The organism is Pantoea sp. XY16 (assembly GCF_025153065.1).
Lineage (GTDB): Bacteria > Pseudomonadota > Gammaproteobacteria > Enterobacterales > Enterobacteriaceae > Pantoea > Pantoea alfalfae.
Map to the genome: position 1 here is coordinate 367,788 of NZ_JANZNP010000004.1, position 18,235 is coordinate 386,022.

Below are 18,235 nucleotides of genomic sequence, written 5' to 3' on the forward strand. Positions count from 1 at the left end.
GAGAAAGGAAGAGAAAAATGACGTTACTGAATCCCTACTTTGGCGAATTTGGCGGAATGTATGTTCCGCAGATCCTGATGCCAGCCCTGCGCCAGCTGGAAGAGGCGTTTGTCGACGCCCAGAAAGATCCTGAGTTTCAGGCCGAGTTTACCGACCTGCTGAAGAACTATGCCGGTCGTCCTACTGCCCTGACACTGTGTAAAAATCTGACGAAAGGCACCAAAACCCGCCTCTATCTTAAGCGTGAAGATCTGCTACACGGTGGCGCGCATAAGACCAACCAGGTGCTGGGTCAGGCATTGTTAGCTAAACGTATGGGCAAAAACGAAATCATTGCCGAGACCGGTGCCGGTCAGCACGGCGTCGCTTCCGCGCTGGCCTGTGCGCTGCTGGGCATGAAGTGCCGCATCTATATGGGTGCGAAAGATGTCGAACGTCAGTCTCCTAACGTGTTTCGTATGCGTCTGATGGGTGCAGAAGTGATCCCGGTTCACAGCGGCTCCGCCACGCTGAAAGATGCCTGTAACGAAGCGCTGCGTGACTGGTCTGGCAGCTATGAGACTTCACACTATATGCTCGGCACCGCGGCGGGTCCCCATCCCTTCCCGACTATCGTGCGTGAGTTCCAGCGCATGATTGGTGAAGAGACCAAAAAGCAGATTCTGGAAAGAGAAGGCCGCCTGCCTGACGCGATCCTCGCCTGCGTAGGCGGCGGTTCAAATGCCATCGGGATGTTTGCCGACTTCATCGATGAGACCAGCGTGAAGCTGATCGGCGTGGAGCCCGCCGGTCACGGCATTGAAACCGGCGAGCATGGCGCACCGCTCAAACATGGTCGCGTCGGCATCTACTTCGGTATGAAATCGCCGATGATGCAGACCCACGATGGCCAGATTGAGGAGTCTTATTCAATCTCTGCCGGCCTCGACTTCCCGTCAGTGGGTCCGCAGCATGCGCATCTGAACAGCATTGGTCGCGCGGAGTATGTCTCCATTACCGATAATGAAGCGATGGACGCCTTTAAACAGCTGTGCCGTGCGGAAGGGATTATTCCGGCGCTGGAGTCTTCTCATGCTCTGGCGCATGCCCTGAAGATGATTCACGCTGAACCAGAAAAAGAGCAGTTGATCGTGGTCAACCTCTCTGGCCGCGGCGACAAAGATATTTTCACCGTTCATGACATTCTGACAGCGCAGGGAGAAATCTGATGGAACGTTACAATCAACTGTTTACACGGCTGTCAGCGAATAACGAAGGCGCTTTCGTTCCTTTCGTTACGCTGGGCGATCCCTCTCCGGAGCTTTCACTGCGCGTGATTGACGCGCTGGTGGAAGGTGGCGCGGATGCACTGGAGCTGGGTATTCCCTTCTCCGATCCGCTGGCAGATGGCCCGACCATTCAGAACGCCACGCTGCGCGCCTTTGCGGCGGGTACCAACACCAGCCAGTGTTTTGAAATGCTGGCGACTATCCGCCGTAAATACCCGGATCTGCCGATTGGCTTGCTGATGTACGCTAACCTGGTTTTCACCAACGGCGTGGATGCGTTCTATGCCCGTTGTGCTGAAGCCGGTGTGGATTCGGTGCTGGTTGCGGATGTGCCGGTTGAAGAGTCTGCACCCTTCCGTCAGGCGGCGCTGCGTCATGGCATAGCACCTATCTTTATCTGTCCGCCTAACGCCAGCGATGAGCTGCTGCGCGAGATCGCGTCACACGGACGGGGTTACACCTACCTGCTGTCACGCGCGGGTGTGACCGGTGCTGAAAACCGTGCCAGCCTGCCGTTGCAGCACCTGATCGACAAGCTGCGTGAATACCACGCCGCGCCGCCGCTGCAGGGCTTTGGTATTTCAGAACCGGAACAGGTGAAAGAAGCGATCGCTGCCGGTGCAGCGGGTGCTATCTCCGGATCTGCGATTGTCAGAATCATTGAAAAACACCATGCAGAGCCTGAGGTCATGCTGAGTGAACTTAAGAATTTTGTCAGCCGCCTCAAGGCCGCCAGCCGTTAATCCTGCCATCATGCCTTATCGCGCGATAAGGCATGATTTGTTTCCTTTTTTTTCATTCCGCTATTTGCCCTTTTTGCAAAATCTGCACCACAATGACAATGCGCCGTTACGGTAACGTCGCATCCATTTTGTGACAGGGAGAGAGAGCAATGAAATTCGTTAAACTGCTGACAGGTGCTGTACTGGCGGGCGTGGTTGCGCTGACACTGAGCGCCTGTGCGCCAACCGCAACCAAAGAGGGAACCGGTGGCTATATTGATGACACCGTGGTGACCACAAAAGTGAAAGGTGAACTGCTGAAAGATGACTCGCTGAAATCGACTGAAATCAACGTAGAAACCTTCAAAGGTAAAGTTCAGCTGAGCGGTTTTGTTTCATCACCACAGATGGCGAATCGTGCCGTTCAGGTTACGCGCAGCGTGCCGGGCGTGAAGTCAGTCGTCAACAATATGCAGATCAAATAACGTCGTAACAGAAAAAAAGGCCGCTGATTCAGCGGCCTTTTTCTCATCAGAAACGGTAACCCGCTCCGAAGAAGAAGACCCAGGGATCGATGCGCATATTGATATTCTGCTGCTCGCCTCCTGCTTTAAACTTCACTTCCGTATCAATATCCATGTACCACACTGATGCATTCAGCATCCAGTCACGGTTAATCTGATAATCCAGACCGACCTGACCCGCCACACCCCAGGAGTCCTTCACGCTGAGATCGGTCAGGCCCGCATCGCGGCCCGTCTGGTTGAAATCGGCATCATAAAAGGTGGTGTAGTTGATCCCCACGCCAACGTAAGGGCGCGCTTTGCTTTTGCTGTCAAAGAAATAGTACTGCGCCATCAGCGTCGGCGGTAACTGGCGAACGGTAGCCAGCGTACCCGTCGGGCCAAGACCGACTTTGTGACGGAAAGGCGTGGCGGCCAGTAACTCAACACCAATATTGTCTGTTGCCATGTACGTGAAGGTCAGGCCGAGTTGTGTGTCATTAGTGGCGCTGAACTCGCCCATTCCTAACACATTATCGGAACCCTCAGTCGGCCGGACGGTAGCGCTGCCGGCACGCATAAAGAAGTCGCCTGCTTCGTGGGCCATCGCCAGTTGAGGCAGGGCCAGGGCCAGCAGCATCGCGCATTTTGCCAGTTTCATTATCACTCCTTTGCTTAATGTTAATGTCGCGAACGGAATCGCTTTTTTTGCTGGCAATTATTTAACGCGATTTACAGAAAATTGCACTCAGTACCCCTGAGATAAATTGCTTAAAAAACAATGAATTGATTTAGATCAATTTCGGCGCTGTCAGCAGCATGCAAATTCCGCTTGCTGAATAATTTCGCTGGCCCTATGTTGCTTATCTTCATTGTTGATTTTGGTTCGATGCCCTGGGAGGGGCGGGTGATCAAATGAGTGAGCTCTCTAACCCTTGTGTCAGCTGTGGCGCCTGCTGCGCCCATTTCCGCGTCTCATTTTACTGGGCTGAAGCCGATGATGCGGGCGGTCTGGTTCCCACTGAATTAACGGAGCCTTTAGGCCTGTTAATGCGCAACATGCGGGGTACCAACGATCGTGCGCCCCGCTGCGTCGCCCTGCAGGGCGACATTGGCGGCTGCGTTTCCTGCGGCATTTATGAACAACGTCCGACGCCCTGTCGGGAGTTTTCAATGTCGGGTGAAGCAGGTATCCATAATGAAGCCTGCGATCGCGCCCGCGCGCGTTATGGCCTTCCTGCCCTTTTTGCGCCCTCTTTACCTCATATTACAGAAAGTTATGCCCTGCCGGGTGCCCCGGAGCTGCCAGAACATGTACAATCGCCGGGTTAATTAACCCGGTTCCTCCAAGGAGTGTACATGTCTATCACGGCAAGCTCGTTATACCGTGACACAGGAAATTTCGCGCGCCATCAACTGGCTACGGTGCTGTTGATGTCGCTGCTGGCCGCGTTTGTCACCGTCATGCTGGTGCATGTGCTGACGCCTGGTGCCGATCAGATGGCCATCCTGCAGCAGGGCGATGACAGCGCCAGTTCGTTATTTGAGATGGTGCAGAATATGTCACCGGAACAGCAACAGGTACTGCTGCGCGCCTCAGCGGCCAGCACTTTTGCCGCGCTGATGGGGAATACCCTGCTGCTTGGCGGTATGCTCTATCTGATCCCGATGGTCTCTTCCGGCCAGCGTGTCAGTGCGTTGCGGGCCATTGGTGCCTCAGCACCGCTGCTGCCAAAGCTGCTGCTGCTCACCTTCCTGATGACGCTGGTCGCGCAGCTGGGCTTTATGGTGCTGGTCGTGCCAGGCATTCTGCTGACGATCCTGCTGTCGCTGGCGCCGGTGATGGTGGCGAGTGAGAAGATGGGTGTCTTTGCCGCCATGCGCGCCAGTATGCGGATGGCGTGGAAGAATGTCAGGCTGATCGCCCCGGCGATTTTGCTCTGGCTGCTGGCTAAAGTCATTGTGATGCTTTTCTTCTCATCGCTGACGGTATTACCCCTCAATGTCTCGTCGGTGATTTTTACCGCGGCTGGCAATGTGGTTTCAGCGATGTTGATTATCTATCTTTATCGGCTCTATATGCTGTTACGTTGATTGGCGGTGTGCCTTCGGGCACATTCGCAGCCAACTCTGAATGGAAAAACTATGAAGCAGCTACTCGACTTTCTCCCCCTGGTGGTCTTTTTCATCTTCTATAAGCTGTATGACATTTTTGTCGCCTCGGGCGCGCTGATCGTGGCCACCGGCCTGGCGCTGGTTGTCAGCTGGGTGCTCTATCGCAAGCTGGAAAAGATGACGATTTTCACCTTTGTGCTGGTGGCGGTTTTTGGCACCCTGACGCTGGTGTTCCACAACGATGAGTTCATTAAGTGGAAAGTCACGGTGATCTACAGCCTGTTTGCCGCCGCCCTGCTCTACAGCCAGTGGTTTATGGAGCAGACGCTGATTCAGCGCATGCTGGGCAAAGAGTTACACCTGCCCGATGCGGTCTGGCGTCGGCTCAACGTTGCCTGGGCGCTATTCTTCTTCATCTGCGGCCTGGTAAACATCTATGTCGCCTTTTGGTTATCTCAGGCGTTTTGGGTTAACTTTAAAGTGTTCGGTCTCTCCGGTCTGACCTTACTGTTTACCCTGCTCAGCGGGCTTTACATCTGGCGACAGATGCCGCAGCAGGAACAAAAATAATCATCTGCCCGGTCCGCCGGGCATTTTTTTAGCATTCACCTGCATAGAAGTGGAAGCAATGGGCGAAAAACATAAATTGCCGAAAGGCGAAATGGTGCTGCGTACGCTCGCCATGCCAGCAGACACCAACGCCAACGGCGATATTTTTGGTGGCTGGCTGATGTCACAGATGGATATGGGTGGCGCTATCCTGGCGAAAGAGATCGCTGAAGGACGCGTGGTGACGGTTCGCGTCGACGGCATGTCATTTATGAAGCCCGTCGCGGTGGGCGATGTGGTGAGCTGCCATGCGAGCTGTCTTCGTACCGGCAACAGTTCCATGACGATTAATGTGGAAGTGTGGATCAAAAAAGTGTCGTCTGAGCCGATTGGACAAACTTACATTGCGACGGAAGCGGTGTTTATTTATGTGGCGGTCGACAATGCGGGCAATTCCCGTCCTCTGCCAGCCGGTCGCGCCAATCAGCAGCCTGCTGGATAAGTGACGGGTCAGGCGGCGTCTGCCTGACCCGGTACCTTATTCAATGCTGGCACCACCATTAATTTTAAACACGATATTCATGGTAAGACCCTGTCCTGGCTTTCCTTTCTCATAGCGCCAGGTTTTCATCGCCTGCTTTACGCCCCGCTCAAACATATTGCGCGGTTCAGCAGAGAGAATCTGGATGTTATCCACCCGTCCGTCGCTGTCCACATCAAACTTCACCCTTACACGTCCTTCTACCCGCAATGCAAAAGCACGCTGAGGATAGCCAGGCTTACTCACGCTCAGTGCCTTAGGGCCAGTTGAGGCCGATGAGCCAGGTGACGGTGTAGATTTTGGCGCCGTGGTCGGTTTGTTTTGCGTCGCCGGGGCTTCCTGCTTAAACGGGTCGGCCTTCGGTTTGCTCTCCTGACGCGGCTTCACCTCGCGTTTTGGCTGCTCCCGTTTGTGTTCCGGCTTTGGTTTAGGCTTAGGCTTCGGCTTCGGTTCAGGTTTCGGAAGGGGTACCGGCTCCGCTTTTGGCGGTTCCGGCACTGGCTGTGGCTCCGGTTCAGGCTGCGGTTCAGGTTGTGGCGCAGGCGGCTCTGCGATAGCCGGTGCTGGCTCGGGCTGGACTTCGGGCGCGACCATGGTAACGCTGATGGGCTGCGATGCTTTGGGCACCTCAATCACCTGCTGGAATGAAGCATAAAGAATTCCGGCAATCACGACTCCATGCAGAGCAACAGACAACAACATGGAGACAGGCGTGCGTTTAGGAAATGGCATAGTCAGCGTGGTCATAACAGTCGCAGTGATTGAATAGAGCAGCGATTTTAAATGCAAATAGCAATCAGTTTCAATAACTCCCGCCATCCGGCCTGAAGAAAAGCGCTTTTTAGCCCTTTATGCTGAGCCATTAGCCGCCCACAGGTTTCGTTTGCACTCTAATCGTCAATCCCTTAACGTGTTGCAAAATTCTGATAACCAGGAGTTCCTTAGTGCTTTACGTCATTTATGCAGAAGATACTGCAGAGTCACTGGAAAAACGTAACGCCGTGCGCCCTGCCCACCTGGCGAGGCTCAAACTGCTGCAGGAGGAGGGACGCCTGATCATCGCAGGCCCAATGCCTGCTGTGGATAGCAACGATCCCGGCGTGGCGGGCTTCACTGGCTCAACCGTTATTGCTGAGTTTCCGTCCTTAGAAGCCGCACAGTCATGGGCCCAGGATGATCCTTACTTTGCGGCGGGCGTCTATAAACAGGTCTCGGTTAAGCCGTTTAAACGCGTCTTCTGATAACGTATCTGCAGTCAAAATGGCGTCTGTGCCTGGCACAGACGCCATTTTTGTTTTGAATATTCAGAGAGGAAAGATGCAGATAATCATTCTGGGGCTACTGGCAATTATCGCTTTACTGATTGGCGGTGCGCTATACCTCTGGCGAACAGAGGGCTGGCGTAGTAAAAAGCAGTGGATTGTGATGCTGATCGTGCTGGCGGCAGCACTGCAGTTGGTGAATGTAACGCTGATGATGACGTCACAACGTCTTTCGGGTTAATGATTCATGCAGCTTATTGCGATATCAGCGTAAATACCCCTGTCAGAAAAAGCTTTCGTACTGCATTACTCCTCTGCCCATACGGCTGAACGCGACGCTCTCCGCCTGACCGTTAAGAGCTTATTTATGGCTAAGCGGGCCTGCTCGTTAAGTTAGCCCGCTTTGTTTTCCCGTCACTCACTGGCATAGTGGCGTTGAATTAACCCCTGTCCAGAATCAGACCAATCAGCGCATGATAGTGCTGCTCTTCTTCCGGGCTGGTGACATGCTGTAAACGGCTGATCAGCTTTGAGCAAATCGCTTTACGGTTCAGGCTACGGCCAGAAGCGATGATTTCCGTCACGACAGACCCCAGAATGGCCTGCTGTGAAGGCTGTGCAGCACTGTGTAAATAAGCGGAGAGGTCAGATACTGAAGCGGTAATACGAACGTTAGTCTGCATGGTTGGCCCTCATAGGATTCATTAAAAGTTAGTAACCGATACGGTAAAGTTATACAACAACCCCTTAACTGTACAGATATTTAACTCAAAATTTCGCCGTGCCTGCTGATTAAATGAATAAATCATTTAGGAACAGTGACTTGCAAAAATGTAAAGTTGTACAGGTTTAACGTCAGCGGCTGTACACCTCTTAAATTACACCTTGAGATAGCCTGTTTAGCTTTAAAAAATGATCTCTGTGTCATTTTTTTAGCCGTCGGGAGGAATTATCTGGCAGAGCTGTCTACATTTAGCTTTTGTGAGTTAAACCTCTGAATGGAAGCACAGCGTAATCGCGGGCAAATTATGAATAAAACCTATCCCGGCCAGTCACTTACTCTGATCGAGCCACTGCTATCCCGAATTGTGGCGATTATTGATCCGAAAATCGAAGTCATGAGTGGTTATCCTGCAAATTGCTCTGCATGGCTGACCCTCTATTACCAGCGTAAATCGGGAAAATGGTCTTACGAATGGTACGATCGGACGGGGTATCGCAGACCAGCGGCGCTGGGCAGCACGATGGAGTGCCTCATGCGCGAAGTCAGTGACCGGGGTGCGTCGCGTCAGGAGCATGCTATAGCGCGACGAGTCATGGCAGAGTCGGGATTTTTTGAAGCCTGAGCAGGGCTGCTGCCGATATAACCTAAACTAACTGCGTAATAAACAGGATCGAGCGACGTTGCTGCTGTGCCAGTTGATGGCGAATGCAATGGATACGCTTGTAACGCCGCGACTGCCCTTCCAGCCAGCGGGAGCGGCGGCGATGCACCTGACGTAACATTCTCCAGCGCGCCACTTCATTTCTGCTTCGTTTCATCACATCCTCTCTGACTTCATACATGCAAGACCTGTGCGAAGGCATTATAGAGATCTCCGTCGTAATGCCAAATCAGATCTCTCATCGAGACTGTCCGGGATAAAGGGTTTCGTTAGCGATGATCTGCACGTAAACTTGCCAGACGAAAGCGCGAACGGGATGTCCACTTTATGACCACTTTTTATACCCTGATCAGCTGGTTGCTGGTATTTGGTTACTGGCTGCTGATCGCCGGGGTTACGCTGCGTGTATTAATGAAGCGCCGGGCCGTAACCTCGGCGATGGCATGGCTGCTGGTTATCTATATTCTGCCGCTGGTGGGTATTATCGCTTATCTCTCGTTTGGCGAACTGCATCTGGGCAAACGTCGCGCGGAGCGCGCCCGCACTATGTGGCCGTCGACCGCACGCTGGCTCAACGACCTGAAACAGTGCCGTGAAATTTTTGCCACCGAGCACAGTGACGTTGCCCGTTCACTGTTTGAGCTTTGCTACCATCGTCAGGGCATTGCCGGGGTTAAGGGCAATCAGCTTCAGTTGCTCACCAGCGCCGACGACGTCATGCAGGCGCTGATTCGTGATATCCAGCTGGCCCGTCATAACATTGAGATGGTGTTTTACATCTGGCATCCCGGCGGCCTGGCGGATGAAGTCGCCGAATCGCTAATGGCCGCATCACGCCGTGGCGTTCATTGCCGACTGCTGCTCGACTCCGCAGGCAGCGTCAACTTTTTCCGCAGCCCATGGCTCGGCATGATGCGCAATGCCGGTATCGACGTCGTGGAGGCCTTGCAGGTCAGCCTGCTGCGCGTCTTCCTGCGGCGAATGGATTTGCGTCAGCATCGCAAAATCGTTCTGATTGATAATTACATTGCCTATACCGGCAGCATGAACCTGGTGGATCCACGCTTCTTTAAACAGAGCGCGGGTGTAGGCCAGTGGATTGACCTGATGGCGCGTATGGAAGGCCCGGTTGCGACCGCGATGGGCATTGTGTTCAGCTGTGACTGGGAGATTGAGACCGGTAAACGCATTCTTCCCCCACCGCCCGATCGCAACATCATGCCGTTTGAGCAGGAGAGCGGCCACACCGTGCAGGTGATCGCCTCCGGACCTGGCTTCCCGGAAGATATGATCCATCAGGCGCTGCTGACCGCGGTTTATTCAGCGCGTGAACAGCTGATTATGACCACACCCTACTTAGTGCCCAGCGACGATCTGCTGCATGCTATCTGTACCGCTGCGCAGCGTGGCGTGAGTGTCAGCGTGATTGTGCCGCGCCACAACGACTCCCTGCTGGTCGGCTGGGCCAGCCGCTCCTTCTTCAGCGAACTGCTGGAAGCGGGCGTGAAAATCTATCAGTTTGAAGATGGTCTGCTGCACACTAAAAGCGTGCTGGTCGACGGACAGCTGAGTCTGGTGGGAACCGTTAACCTTGATATGCGCAGTTTATGGCTGAATTTTGAAGTGACGCTGGTGGTGGATGATGCAGGATTTGGCAGCGATCTCGCCTGTGTGCAGGATGACTACATTGCCCGCTCCCGCCTGCTGGACGGTAAGCGCTGGGCAAAACGTGCCTGGTGGCAGCGCATCGTCGAACGACTGTTTTACTTCTTCAGTCCTTTACTGTAAAACGAGCCAGATTGTGTAAATGGCCGCAGGCCGACAGGACAGACTATGGATTTGAATAATCGCCTTACCGAAGATGAAACGCTGGAACAGGCCTACGATATTTTTCTCGAACTGGCCGTCGACAATCTCGACCCGGCAGACGTCATTCTCTTCAATCTGCAGTTCGAAGAGCGCGGTGGCGCAGAGCTGTTTGATCCCTCTGAAGACTGGAAAGACCATGTCGATTTTGATCTGAACCCGGACTTTTTCGCCGAGGTAGTCATCGGGCTGGGTGAAGCGGATGGTGAGCCAATCACTGATGTCTTTGCCCGCGTGCTGCTGTGCCGCGAGAAAGATCACAAGCTCTGTCATATCCTGTGGCGCGAGTAAGCATCAGATAAGAAAACGCCGGGCACATGCCCGGCGTTTTGCTTTAGAGCGGATCGACCTTGAGGCAAGAGACCGCATGGTGGAAACTGCCTTCCAGCAGCGGCCGGGTTTTCGCACACTCCGGGCCGGCGATCGGACAGCGGGTGCGGAACACGCAGCCTGACGGCGGATTAATCGGCGACGGCAACTCCCCTTCCAGCAGCTGAATCTGCTTATTTTTTTCCAGATCAGGATCGGGGATCGGCACGGCAGACATCAGCGCACGGGTGTAAGGATGCTGCGGATTGCTGTAGACCTCGCTGTAGGTACCCAGCTCCACCGCATGCCCCAGATACATCACCAGCACCCGATCAGAGATATGCTTCACCACAGCCAGGTCGTGGGCAATGAAGATTAGCGACAGCCCCATCTCACGCTGTAACTGTTGCAGCAGATTCACCACCTGAGCCTGAATCGAAACATCCAGCGCCGAGACCGGTTCATCGCAGATGATCAGCTTCGGCTCCAGAATCAGCGCACGGGCGATACCGATACGCTGACACTGACCGCCCGAAAACTCATGCGGGTAGCGGTTAATCAGGTTGGGCAGCAGCCCCACTTTCATCATCATATTTTTGACGCGGTCTTTCACTTCCTGCCGCGCCATTTTTGGATGGTAGGTGCGCAGTGGCTCGGCGATGATATCGCCGATGGTCATACGCGGGTTCAGCGACGCCAGCGGATCCTGGAAAATCATCTGGATATCGCTGCGCGCCTTGCGCCACTCCTCTTCACTCTGCCCCAGCAGATCGCGGCCTAACCAGGCCACCCGACCTTCCGTGGCTTTAACCAGACCGATAATGGCGCGTGCCAGTGTCGATTTGCCGCAGCCAGACTCGCCTACCACGCCCAGCGTTTCTCCCTCATAAAGGCGCAGGCTGACGCCATCCACTGCCTTCAGGGTTTTTGACGGCTGCCAGAACCACTGCTTGCCATCTTTGATATCAAAATGGACTTTGAGGTCGGCGATTTCCAGTAACACTCTTTTTTCAGCTACGGTGCTCATACTAACTCCTCCACCGGCTTAAAGCAGGCACGCAGACGGCCTTCGCCAAACGGCTCCAGCGGCGGAGCCTGGGTGCAGATATCCATTGCGTGCGGACAACGCGGCTGGAACGGACAGCCCTGCGGCAGCCGCAGCAGGTTGGGTGGATTGCCCGGAATGGTGGTCAGGCTCTCGCCCTCCGCATCCAGGCGCGGCACTGCATTCAGCAGACCAATTGAGTAAGGGTGCGCAGGCTGATAAAAGACATCGCGAGCGCGGCCATACTCCATGGTGCGTCCGGCATACATCACCAGCACCTTATCGCAGATCCCGGCCACCACGCCGAGATCGTGGGTGATCATGATTATAGCGGTGTTGAATTCACGCTTCAGATCGTTGAGCAACGTCATGATCTGCGCCTGCACCGTCACATCCAGCGCCGTGGTCGGTTCATCGGCAATCAGCAGTTTTGGCCGGCACAGCAGCGCCATGGCAATCATCACGCGCTGACGCATCCCGCCGGAGAACTCATGCGGGTACATCTTCATGCGTTTACGTGCTTCCGGCATTTTCACCGCGTCCAGCATTCTCACTGACTCTTCAAACGCCTGTGCGCTGTTCATCCCTTTGTGTAGCTTGAGCACTTCCATCAACTGCTCGCCCACCCGCATATAGGGGTTCAGCGACGTCATCGGGTCCTGGAAGATCATTGCAATCTGTTCGGCGCGCAGTTTATTAAGCTGGTTCTCAGGCAGGTTCAGGATCTCTTTGCCGTTGAACATCGCCGAGCCGCCAATGCGGCCATTTTTTGCCAGCAACCCCATCAGGGCAAAGGCCGTCTGTGATTTGCCGGAACCGGACTCGCCAACAATGCCCAGCGTCTCACCGGCGCGCAGCGAGAAGTTGAGGTCATTAACGGCGGTCACATCCCCATCGTGCGTGCCAAAGGTCACGCGTAAATCTTTGACCGTAAGTAGCTGTTCGCTTCCCGCGCGGGCCGCCATCGCTGGCTGAAATTCATGAATAGTCATCGGGAAACTCCTTAACGATCTTTCGGGTCGAGGGCATCACGCAGGCCATCGCCGATAAAGTTGAAACAGAACAGCGTAACCACCAGGAAGCCCGCTGGATAGAGCAGCAGCCAGGGTGAGACTTCCATCGAGTTGGCGCCGTCGCTGAGCAGTGCGCCCCAGCTGCTCAAAGGCTCCTGCGTACCCAGACCGAGGAAGCTCAGGAAGGATTCAAACAGGATCATGCTTGGCACCAGCAGCGAGGCGTAAACCACCACCACGCCCAGCACGTTTGGCACGATGTGGCGCACCACGATTTTCCAGGTTGATACCCCGCCGACATGGGCCGCTTCGATAAACTCTTTACGCTTCAGGCTCAACGTCTGGCCGCGCACAATACGCGCCATATCCAGCCATGAAACCATACCGATAGCGGCAAAAATCAGCAGGATATTACGACCAAAGAAGGTCACCAGCAGGATGACGAAGAACATAAACGGGAAAGAGTTAAGGATTTCCAGAATACGCATCATCACCGAGTCCGTTTTGCCGCCGAGATAGCCAGCAATCGAACCATAAAGTGTGCCCACGATCACCGCGATCAGCGCTGAGGCCACACCCACCATCAGGGAGATACGGCCACCAATCGCCACGCGCACCAGCAGGTCACGACCCGATGAGTCAGTGCCGAACCAGTGGCCGGAAGTGGTATCCGGCGGCGAGGACATCATGGCCCAGTCGGTATCGTCGTAGGTGAACTGCGCCATCATCGGCGCAAAGATCACGAACAGGGTAATCACCAGCAGCACCAGCAGGCTGATTAAGGCCGCCCGGTTATGGATAAAACGACGACGCGCGTCCTGCCAGAGACTGCGCCCTTCTACTTCCAGCTTCTCACTGAACGCATCAAGAGCTTCGCTGTTTTTCTTACTTAACATCATGGCGAACTCCGCAATCAGTAACGAATTTTTGGATCGATAACGGCATAGAGCACGTCAACAATCGCGTTGAAGATAATGGTCAGCAAACCGACCAGAATGGTCAGGCTCATCACCAGTGAGTAGTCACGGTTCAGCGCACCGTTCACAAACAGCTGACCGATACCCGGCAGACCATAGATCGACTCAATGACCATCGACCCGGTGATGATGCCGACAAACGCCGGTCCCATGTAGGAGATCACCGGCAGCAAGGCGGGCTTCAGCGCATGACGCAGCACAATGCGGCGCAGCGGCAGGCCTTTGGCGCGCGCGGTGCGGATAAAGTTGGAGTGCATCACTTCAATCATCGATCCACGGGTAATACGCGCGATACTGGCGATATACGCCAGCGACAGCGCCACCATCGGCAGCAGCATGTAGTTCCACTGCCCGCCATTCCAGCCACCGCCCGGCAGCCATTTCAGGCTGATGGCGAACAGCAGGACCAGCAGCGGTGCGACCACGAAACTGGGTATCACCACACCGGTCATTGCCACCCCCATCACCGCGAAGTCCCACAACGTATTTTGTTTGAGCGCAGCGATGACGCCGGCGGTGACGCCCAGCACTATCGCCAGCAGGAACGCAGCCAGACCGAGTTTGGCAGAAACCGGGAACGCATGTGCGACCAGATAGTTGACCGAATAGTCTTTGTATTTAAACGACGGGCCGAAATCGCCGTGCGCCAGCTGCACAAGGTAATCGACATACTGTTTACCAATGGGATCATTGAGGTGGTACTTCGCCTCAATGTTGGCCATGACTTCGGGTGCCAGCGTACGCTCGCCGGAAAAAGGACTACCGGGGGCCAGGCGCATCATGAAGAAGGAGATAGTAATCAGGACGAACAGCGTCGGTAGCGCTTCAAGCAAGCGACGCAGGATGAATTTTAACATTGCCGTACCTACCAGGCTGTTGCTTCACAACATATAAAAAATTAAAAAAGGCGGCGCCAGACGCGCCGCCACTGCTGATAGCCTGAATGCTATTAGTGTTTGATGATGTAGAAGTTTTTATCCAGGGTTTTATCCAGTGGATCTTTACCGGTATAACCGCCGACATAAGGTTTCACCAGACGCGTATTTACGTAGTAGTAAACCGGTACGATGGTGCTGTCTTTATCCATGATCTGCTCAGCCTTCTGATAATCCACTGCGCGGGCTTTCGCATCCGGGGCTTTGATCGCGTCACGCACCACTTTGTCAAACTCATCGCTCTTATAGTGCGATGTGTTACTGCTGCTGTTGGACACCATGGTGTTCAGGAAGGAAGTGGGTTCGTTGTAGTCCGCACACCAGGCCGCACGCGACACATCGTAGTTACCCTGATGACGGGTATCCAGGAAGGTTTTCCACTCCTGGTTTTCCAGCTTGATGTTTACGCCGATGTTTTTCTTCCAGATCGACGAGGCGGCAATCGCGAGCTTCTTGTGCAGATCGGAGGTGTTATACAGCAGGTTAAAGGTCAGCGGTTTGTCAGCGGTGTAGCCCGCTTCAGCCAGCAGCTTCTTCGCTTCGGCATTACGTTTGTCCTGTGACCATGTGAACCAGTCTGGCGGCAGAATGTCCATGCCGTCGGTCGCTGGTGGCGTGTAGCTATAGGCAGGTTTCTGGCCCTGCGCCAGCACTTTATTCACCATGATGTCACGATCCAGACCCAGCTTCAGGGCCGCGCGCACGCGAGGATCGGTGAATGGCGCTTTCTGGTTGTTGATTTCGTAGTAATAGGTGCAGAGATATGGATCGACGTGCAGCTCTTTACCGTTGTCACGCTGCAGCTTTTTAAACAGCTCAATTGGCAGGTTGTTATAGGTCATGTCGCTGCCGTTCTCGGAGAAGTAGCGGTTAACGTCACTGACTTCTGAACTGATCGGCAGGAAGGTGACTTTGTTCAGCACCGTATGTTCATTGTCCCAGTAGTTCGGGTTACGCACCAGGGTGATACGTTCGTTAATCACGTGCGCTTCAAGCTTAAAGGCACCGTTGCCGACCCAGTTCTGCGGCTGCGTCCACTGATCGCCAAATTTCTCAATCGCCGGTTTGTAAACCGGTGACATGACGGAGTTAATCAGCAGCTTATCAAAATAGGGAACCGGCTCGCTCAGGGTGACTTCCAGCGTGTGGTCATCAATAGCTTTTACGCCCAGATCGGTAACTGGTTTTTTACCGGCGATGATGTCATCGACGTTCAGGATATGACCATACTGCGGATAGCTGGCATACGGTGAGGCGGTTTTAGGATCGACCAGACGCTCCCAGCTGTAGACGAAATCCTGCGCGGTGACCGGCTCGCCATTGGACCATTTGGCATTTTTACGTAAGTGGAAAGTCCACACTTTGAAATCTTTATTTTCATAGCTTTCCGCTACGGCCGGGATCGGTTTACCGTTGCTGTCATTGACCAGCAGACCTTCGTAAAGATCGCGCGCCACGTTATCTTCCGGCACGCCTTCGATTTTGTGCGGATCGAGCGACTGTACTTCATCGCCATTGCCGCGAACCAGCTCCTGTTTAGCGGCCAGCTCAACGCCCGCAGGCACGGTTGCCGCGAAAGCCGCATTCCCTGCCAGGGCACTCACTGCGGCAAAAACGCCCGCTGCAATCAGGCTTTTTTTCGTGATGTTGTTCATTATTACACTCCAGTTTTATTATCGTCACCGTGGCGATGCTCCGCCACGGCGTCCCCCGTCTCCGGGCTCCCTGGCCTGTTCCCAGGGAGATTGACCCCAAAATGGTCTGTACGCTGATGCGTGTCCCGACTGTCTCGCCGAAACGGCGATCAGATCAGTGTTGTTTGATGAAATAGTACTTCAGGTCTGTCATGTCCTGCGGGTCTTTGCCCGTAAAGCCGCCAACCCAGGGCTTTACCAGGCGCACACTTACGCGGTAGTAAACTGGCACAATTGGTGAGTCTTTGTCGAGTTGTGTTTCAGCCTGCTGATACAGGTCGACGCGCTGCGCCTCGCTGCCCGCCGTCAACGTTTCCGCCATTAAGCGATCGAAGGTCGCGCTGCTGTAAAACGCGGTGTTGATCGAGGCGTTACTGATCAGCATGTTCAGGAAGGTGGAGGGCTCGTTGTAATCGGCACACCAGGTGGCACGCACCACGTCATACTGGGCCTGATGACGGGTCTCCAGCATGGTTTTCCACTCCTGATTCTGCAGCGTCACCTTCGCGCCCAGATTTTTCTGCCACATCGACGCGGCGGCAATCGCCTGCCGCTTATTTTGATCAGAGGTGTTATAGAGCAGCGTAAAGTTCAGCGGATGGCTGGCATCAAAGCCCGCCTCTGCCAGCAGCTTTTTCGCCGCCTCATTACGCTGCGCCTGGGTCCAGGTGAACCATTCAGGCGGGGATAGCTTAATATCAGCCGTGAACGGTGGCGTGAGGCTATAGGCCGGAATCTGTCCCTGAGCCATGATCTTATTGGCAATCACCTCGCGATCGAGGGTCATTTTCAGCGCAGCGCGCACCCGTGCATCGGTGAACGGCGCTTTTTTGTTGTTGATTTCGTAGTAGAAGGTGCAAAGTAGCGGACTGACTTTGACTTCATCACCCAGCTCTTTGCGCAGCTTGCCAAACATCTCTAGCGGTATCGCACTGTTAGTGATATCCGTACCGCCACTGCGATAGCGATTAATGTCACTGTTTTCAGAAGCGATCGGCAGGAAGGTCCCCTGCTCAATCACCGTATGCGCATTGTCCCAGTAGAGGGGATTACGCGTCACAACGATTTTTTCATTCACCACCCAGTCGCTCAGTGTATAGGCACCGTTACCGATGTAGTGACCGGGACGGGTCCAGGCGTCGCCCCACTGCTTAATGGCTGGCGCATAAACCGGCTTCATCGCCGTGTGCGCTAACATCGCCACCAGGTAAGGCACGGGTTCACTCAGGGTAATCTGCAGGCGATGGGCATCAAGTGCTTTTACGCCCAATTGATCGGGTGATGCTTTACCGGCGAGGATGGCATCAATACCGGCAAAATGAGCTGCCTGCAGATAGCTGGAATATGGCGATGCTGTTTTCGGGTCCACCAGCCGACGCCAGCTATAAACGAAATCAGCGGCCGTCACCGGTTCGCCATTGCTCCACTTTGCATCATCACGCAGAGTAAAAATCCAGACCGTGGGTTGTGGATTTTCCCAGCTTCTGGCGACGCCCGGCACAACCTGACCGCGGTTATCGGTGTTAACCAGGCCATCCAGCAGGTTATGGATAACATTAGATTCCGGCACGCCTTCGGTTTTATGTGGATCCAGCGAAGAGACTTCGCTTCCGTTGTTGATCACTATTTGCTGTTGGGCGGCCAGAACCGTTCCAGGCGGAATGGTGGCGGCATAAGCCGGAGAAAAAGCCGTGAACAAAAAGAGTGCGATTGCTGACCGCTGTTGTTGCAAGTTTTTCATCCCAATCATGCGAAACGCCAACCTTTAATTAAGTATCCCGATAGGCTTAAGCAAAAAGCGTTCTCACTTTGGACTTTCGGAGAAAAAATTTACGCTGGGCCAAAAATTATCAGAAGCCGCGAAGGGGCGCCAAAGCAAAATAGCTAAAATGTTAACTAATTCTCTTTTATCATGAGATGTCAGGCAGCGAAAGTGTTAATTTTCGTCCTGAAAATATTATATCGATATGAAAAATAGGCTATTTAGCTGGAAACCTGTTTCCAGGGCGTTATGCAGCTACAAAAAGCGTCTGTTTTGGTATTTGTATTGA

The 18,235-nt window shown here is 54.1% G+C and carries 22 protein-coding genes; 12 read left to right on the top strand and 10 right to left on the bottom strand.

Translation table 11 applies throughout. The annotated features are described in order from the left end of the window. Positions 1-17 precede the first annotated feature (17 nt). From trpB to N1689_RS06320, 3 genes are all read left to right on the top strand, one after another. Entirely contained in the window at positions 18-1,208 is a 1,191-nt protein-coding gene (trpB, locus tag N1689_RS06310; RefSeq protein WP_161736507.1) for a tryptophan synthase subunit beta, read from the top strand. Beyond that, positions 1,208-2,011 carry a tryptophan synthase subunit alpha gene (gene trpA / locus N1689_RS06315; protein ID WP_161736508.1) on the top strand — a complete coding sequence of 268 codons (804 nt, stop codon included), beginning with the start codon at positions 1,208-1,210 and terminating at the stop codon, positions 2,009-2,011. Before trpB ends, trpA begins: the two co-directional genes overlap by 1 nt. Before the next feature lie 149 nt (positions 2,012-2,160). Then, the gene (locus N1689_RS06320; RefSeq protein ID WP_009089937.1) at positions 2,161-2,475 is read left to right on the top strand and encodes a BON domain-containing protein; all 315 of its coding nucleotides are present in this window, start codon (positions 2,161-2,163) and stop codon (positions 2,473-2,475) included. 46 nt (positions 2,476-2,521) lie between these two features. Here N1689_RS06320 and ompW read toward each other — a convergent pair whose 3' ends face one another. Continuing rightward, positions 2,522-3,154 carry an outer membrane protein OmpW gene (ompW, locus tag N1689_RS06325; RefSeq protein ID WP_237566755.1) on the bottom strand — a complete coding sequence of 211 codons (633 nt, stop codon included), beginning with the start codon at positions 3,152-3,154 and terminating at the stop codon, positions 2,522-2,524. A 254-nt stretch (positions 3,155-3,408) separates the two neighbouring features. On the opposite strand from ompW, the gene N1689_RS06330 reads away from it, so the two are divergent. Genes N1689_RS06330 through yciA form a run of 4 tightly spaced genes read left to right on the top strand, consistent with a single transcriptional unit; the run spans position 3,409 to position 5,659 of the window. After that, positions 3,409-3,825, top strand: a complete 417-nt coding sequence (locus N1689_RS06330) for a YkgJ family cysteine cluster protein (protein WP_161736509.1) — start codon at positions 3,409-3,411, stop codon at positions 3,823-3,825. 27 nt (positions 3,826-3,852) lie between these two features. After that, positions 3,853-4,587 (top strand): YciC family protein, encoded by a 735-nt coding sequence (locus N1689_RS06335; protein ID WP_222925409.1) that lies wholly within the window; start codon positions 3,853-3,855, stop codon positions 4,585-4,587. A gap of 51 nt (positions 4,588-4,638) precedes the next feature. Then, complete coding sequence (locus N1689_RS06340) at positions 4,639-5,178, top strand: septation protein A (protein ID WP_161733961.1); 540 nt, start codon at positions 4,639-4,641, stop codon at positions 5,176-5,178. A 58-nt stretch (positions 5,179-5,236) separates the two neighbouring features. Beyond that, positions 5,237-5,659, top strand: coding sequence for an acyl-CoA thioester hydrolase YciA (gene yciA / locus N1689_RS06345; protein ID WP_161733963.1), 423 nt, complete (start codon positions 5,237-5,239; stop codon positions 5,657-5,659). Between the two features lie 36 nt (positions 5,660-5,695). Here yciA and tonB read toward each other — a convergent pair whose 3' ends face one another. Further along, positions 5,696-6,445 carry a TonB system transport protein TonB gene (gene tonB, locus N1689_RS06350; RefSeq protein WP_161733965.1) on the bottom strand — a complete coding sequence of 250 codons (750 nt, stop codon included), beginning with the start codon at positions 6,443-6,445 and terminating at the stop codon, positions 5,696-5,698. Positions 6,446-6,642: 197 nt separating this feature from the next. On the opposite strand from tonB, the gene N1689_RS06355 reads away from it, so the two are divergent. Together N1689_RS06355 and N1689_RS06360 are read left to right on the top strand one after the other, a co-directional pair. Next, on the top strand, positions 6,643-6,939 hold the full coding sequence (locus N1689_RS06355) for a YciI family protein (protein ID WP_003853909.1): 297 nt from the start codon (positions 6,643-6,645) through the stop codon (positions 6,937-6,939). Between the two features lie 76 nt (positions 6,940-7,015). Further along, a complete protein-coding gene (locus N1689_RS06360; protein ID WP_253418760.1) occupies positions 7,016-7,201 on the top strand; it encodes a hypothetical protein in 186 nt (61 codons plus the stop codon). Positions 7,202-7,400: 199 nt separating this feature from the next. Here the strand turns inward: N1689_RS06360 and ycgZ are convergent, their stop codons facing one another. Further along, the gene (gene ycgZ, locus N1689_RS06365; protein WP_260058303.1) at positions 7,401-7,643 is read right to left on the bottom strand and encodes a regulatory protein YcgZ; all 243 of its coding nucleotides are present in this window, start codon (positions 7,641-7,643) and stop codon (positions 7,401-7,403) included. 345 nt (positions 7,644-7,988) lie between these two features. Between ycgZ and N1689_RS06370 the strand changes: the two genes are divergently transcribed. Continuing rightward, positions 7,989-8,306, top strand: coding sequence for a hypothetical protein (locus N1689_RS06370; protein ID WP_161733971.1), 318 nt, complete (start codon positions 7,989-7,991; stop codon positions 8,304-8,306). A gap of 22 nt (positions 8,307-8,328) precedes the next feature. Here the strand turns inward: N1689_RS06370 and N1689_RS06375 are convergent, their stop codons facing one another. After that, complete coding sequence (locus tag N1689_RS06375) at positions 8,329-8,502, bottom strand: YciY family protein (protein ID WP_095707117.1); 174 nt, start codon at positions 8,500-8,502, stop codon at positions 8,329-8,331. Between the two features lie 170 nt (positions 8,503-8,672). On the opposite strand from N1689_RS06375, the gene cls reads away from it, so the two are divergent. After that, positions 8,673-10,133, top strand: coding sequence for a cardiolipin synthase (cls, locus tag N1689_RS06380; protein WP_260058304.1), 1,461 nt, complete (start codon positions 8,673-8,675; stop codon positions 10,131-10,133). Positions 10,134-10,178: 45 nt separating this feature from the next. Then, positions 10,179-10,502, top strand: a complete 324-nt coding sequence (locus N1689_RS06385; RefSeq protein WP_003853921.1) for an HI1450 family dsDNA-mimic protein — start codon at positions 10,179-10,181, stop codon at positions 10,500-10,502. A 43-nt stretch (positions 10,503-10,545) separates the two neighbouring features. Here N1689_RS06385 and oppF read toward each other — a convergent pair whose 3' ends face one another. The 6 genes from oppF to N1689_RS06415 all read right to left on the bottom strand — a co-directional run bounded on the left by oppF (position 10,546) and on the right by N1689_RS06415 (position 17,925). Next, entirely contained in the window at positions 10,546-11,547 is a 1,002-nt protein-coding gene (gene oppF / locus N1689_RS06390) for a murein tripeptide/oligopeptide ABC transporter ATP binding protein OppF (RefSeq protein WP_161733973.1), read from the bottom strand. Further along, entirely contained in the window at positions 11,544-12,557 is a 1,014-nt protein-coding gene (locus N1689_RS06395) for an ABC transporter ATP-binding protein (protein ID WP_161733975.1), read from the bottom strand. The genes oppF and N1689_RS06395 overlap by 4 nt, the downstream gene beginning before the upstream one ends. Positions 12,558-12,568: 11 nt before the next feature. Further along, positions 12,569-13,477 (bottom strand): oligopeptide ABC transporter permease OppC, encoded by a 909-nt coding sequence (gene oppC, locus N1689_RS06400; RefSeq protein WP_161733977.1) that lies wholly within the window; start codon positions 13,475-13,477, stop codon positions 12,569-12,571. A 14-nt stretch (positions 13,478-13,491) separates the two neighbouring features. Further along, positions 13,492-14,412, bottom strand: coding sequence for an oligopeptide ABC transporter permease OppB (gene oppB, locus N1689_RS06405; RefSeq protein WP_161733980.1), 921 nt, complete (start codon positions 14,410-14,412; stop codon positions 13,492-13,494). A 92-nt stretch (positions 14,413-14,504) separates the two neighbouring features. Next, positions 14,505-16,145: an oligopeptide ABC transporter substrate-binding protein OppA gene (gene oppA / locus N1689_RS06410; protein WP_161733982.1), complete on the bottom strand. Its 1,641-nt coding sequence runs from the start codon at positions 16,143-16,145 to the stop codon at positions 14,505-14,507. Between the two features lie 154 nt (positions 16,146-16,299). After that, the gene (locus N1689_RS06415; RefSeq protein ID WP_260058307.1) at positions 16,300-17,925 is read right to left on the bottom strand and encodes an ABC transporter substrate-binding protein; all 1,626 of its coding nucleotides are present in this window, start codon (positions 17,923-17,925) and stop codon (positions 16,300-16,302) included. Between the last annotated feature and the right edge of the window lie 310 nt (positions 17,926-18,235).

Coding starts and splice junctions, on each gene's coding strand:
- oppF (WP_161733973.1), bottom strand. CDS start 11,547: ATGAGCACCGTAGCTGAAAAAAGAGTGTTACTGGAAATCGCCGACCTC.
- yciA (WP_161733963.1), top strand. CDS start 5,237: ATGGGCGAAAAACATAAATTGCCGAAAGGCGAAATGGTGCTGCGTACG.
- trpA (WP_161736508.1), top strand. CDS start 1,208: ATGGAACGTTACAATCAACTGTTTACACGGCTGTCAGCGAATAACGAA.
- N1689_RS06360 (WP_253418760.1), top strand. CDS start 7,016: ATGCAGATAATCATTCTGGGGCTACTGGCAATTATCGCTTTACTGATT.
- N1689_RS06370 (WP_161733971.1), top strand. CDS start 7,989: ATGAATAAAACCTATCCCGGCCAGTCACTTACTCTGATCGAGCCACTG.
- ycgZ (WP_260058303.1), bottom strand. CDS start 7,643: ATGCAGACTAACGTTCGTATTACCGCTTCAGTATCTGACCTCTCCGCT.
- oppB (WP_161733980.1), bottom strand. CDS start 14,412: ATGTTAAAATTCATCCTGCGTCGCTTGCTTGAAGCGCTACCGACGCTG.
- N1689_RS06330 (WP_161736509.1), top strand. CDS start 3,409: ATGAGTGAGCTCTCTAACCCTTGTGTCAGCTGTGGCGCCTGCTGCGCC.
- tonB (WP_161733965.1), bottom strand. CDS start 6,445: ATGACCACGCTGACTATGCCATTTCCTAAACGCACGCCTGTCTCCATG.
- oppC (WP_161733977.1), bottom strand. CDS start 13,477: ATGATGTTAAGTAAGAAAAACAGCGAAGCTCTTGATGCGTTCAGTGAG.
- ompW (WP_237566755.1), bottom strand. CDS start 3,154: ATGAAACTGGCAAAATGCGCGATGCTGCTGGCCCTGGCCCTGCCTCAA.
- N1689_RS06395 (WP_161733975.1), bottom strand. CDS start 12,557: ATGACTATTCATGAATTTCAGCCAGCGATGGCGGCCCGCGCGGGAAGC.
- oppA (WP_161733982.1), bottom strand. CDS start 16,145: ATGAACAACATCACGAAAAAAAGCCTGATTGCAGCGGGCGTTTTTGCC.
- N1689_RS06375 (WP_095707117.1), bottom strand. CDS start 8,502: ATGAAACGAAGCAGAAATGAAGTGGCGCGCTGGAGAATGTTACGTCAG.
- cls (WP_260058304.1), top strand. CDS start 8,673: ATGACCACTTTTTATACCCTGATCAGCTGGTTGCTGGTATTTGGTTAC.
- N1689_RS06335 (WP_222925409.1), top strand. CDS start 3,853: ATGTCTATCACGGCAAGCTCGTTATACCGTGACACAGGAAATTTCGCG.
- trpB (WP_161736507.1), top strand. CDS start 18: ATGACGTTACTGAATCCCTACTTTGGCGAATTTGGCGGAATGTATGTT.
- N1689_RS06320 (WP_009089937.1), top strand. CDS start 2,161: ATGAAATTCGTTAAACTGCTGACAGGTGCTGTACTGGCGGGCGTGGTT.
- N1689_RS06385 (WP_003853921.1), top strand. CDS start 10,179: ATGGATTTGAATAATCGCCTTACCGAAGATGAAACGCTGGAACAGGCC.
- N1689_RS06340 (WP_161733961.1), top strand. CDS start 4,639: ATGAAGCAGCTACTCGACTTTCTCCCCCTGGTGGTCTTTTTCATCTTC.
- N1689_RS06415 (WP_260058307.1), bottom strand. CDS start 17,925: ATGAAAAACTTGCAACAACAGCGGTCAGCAATCGCACTCTTTTTGTTC.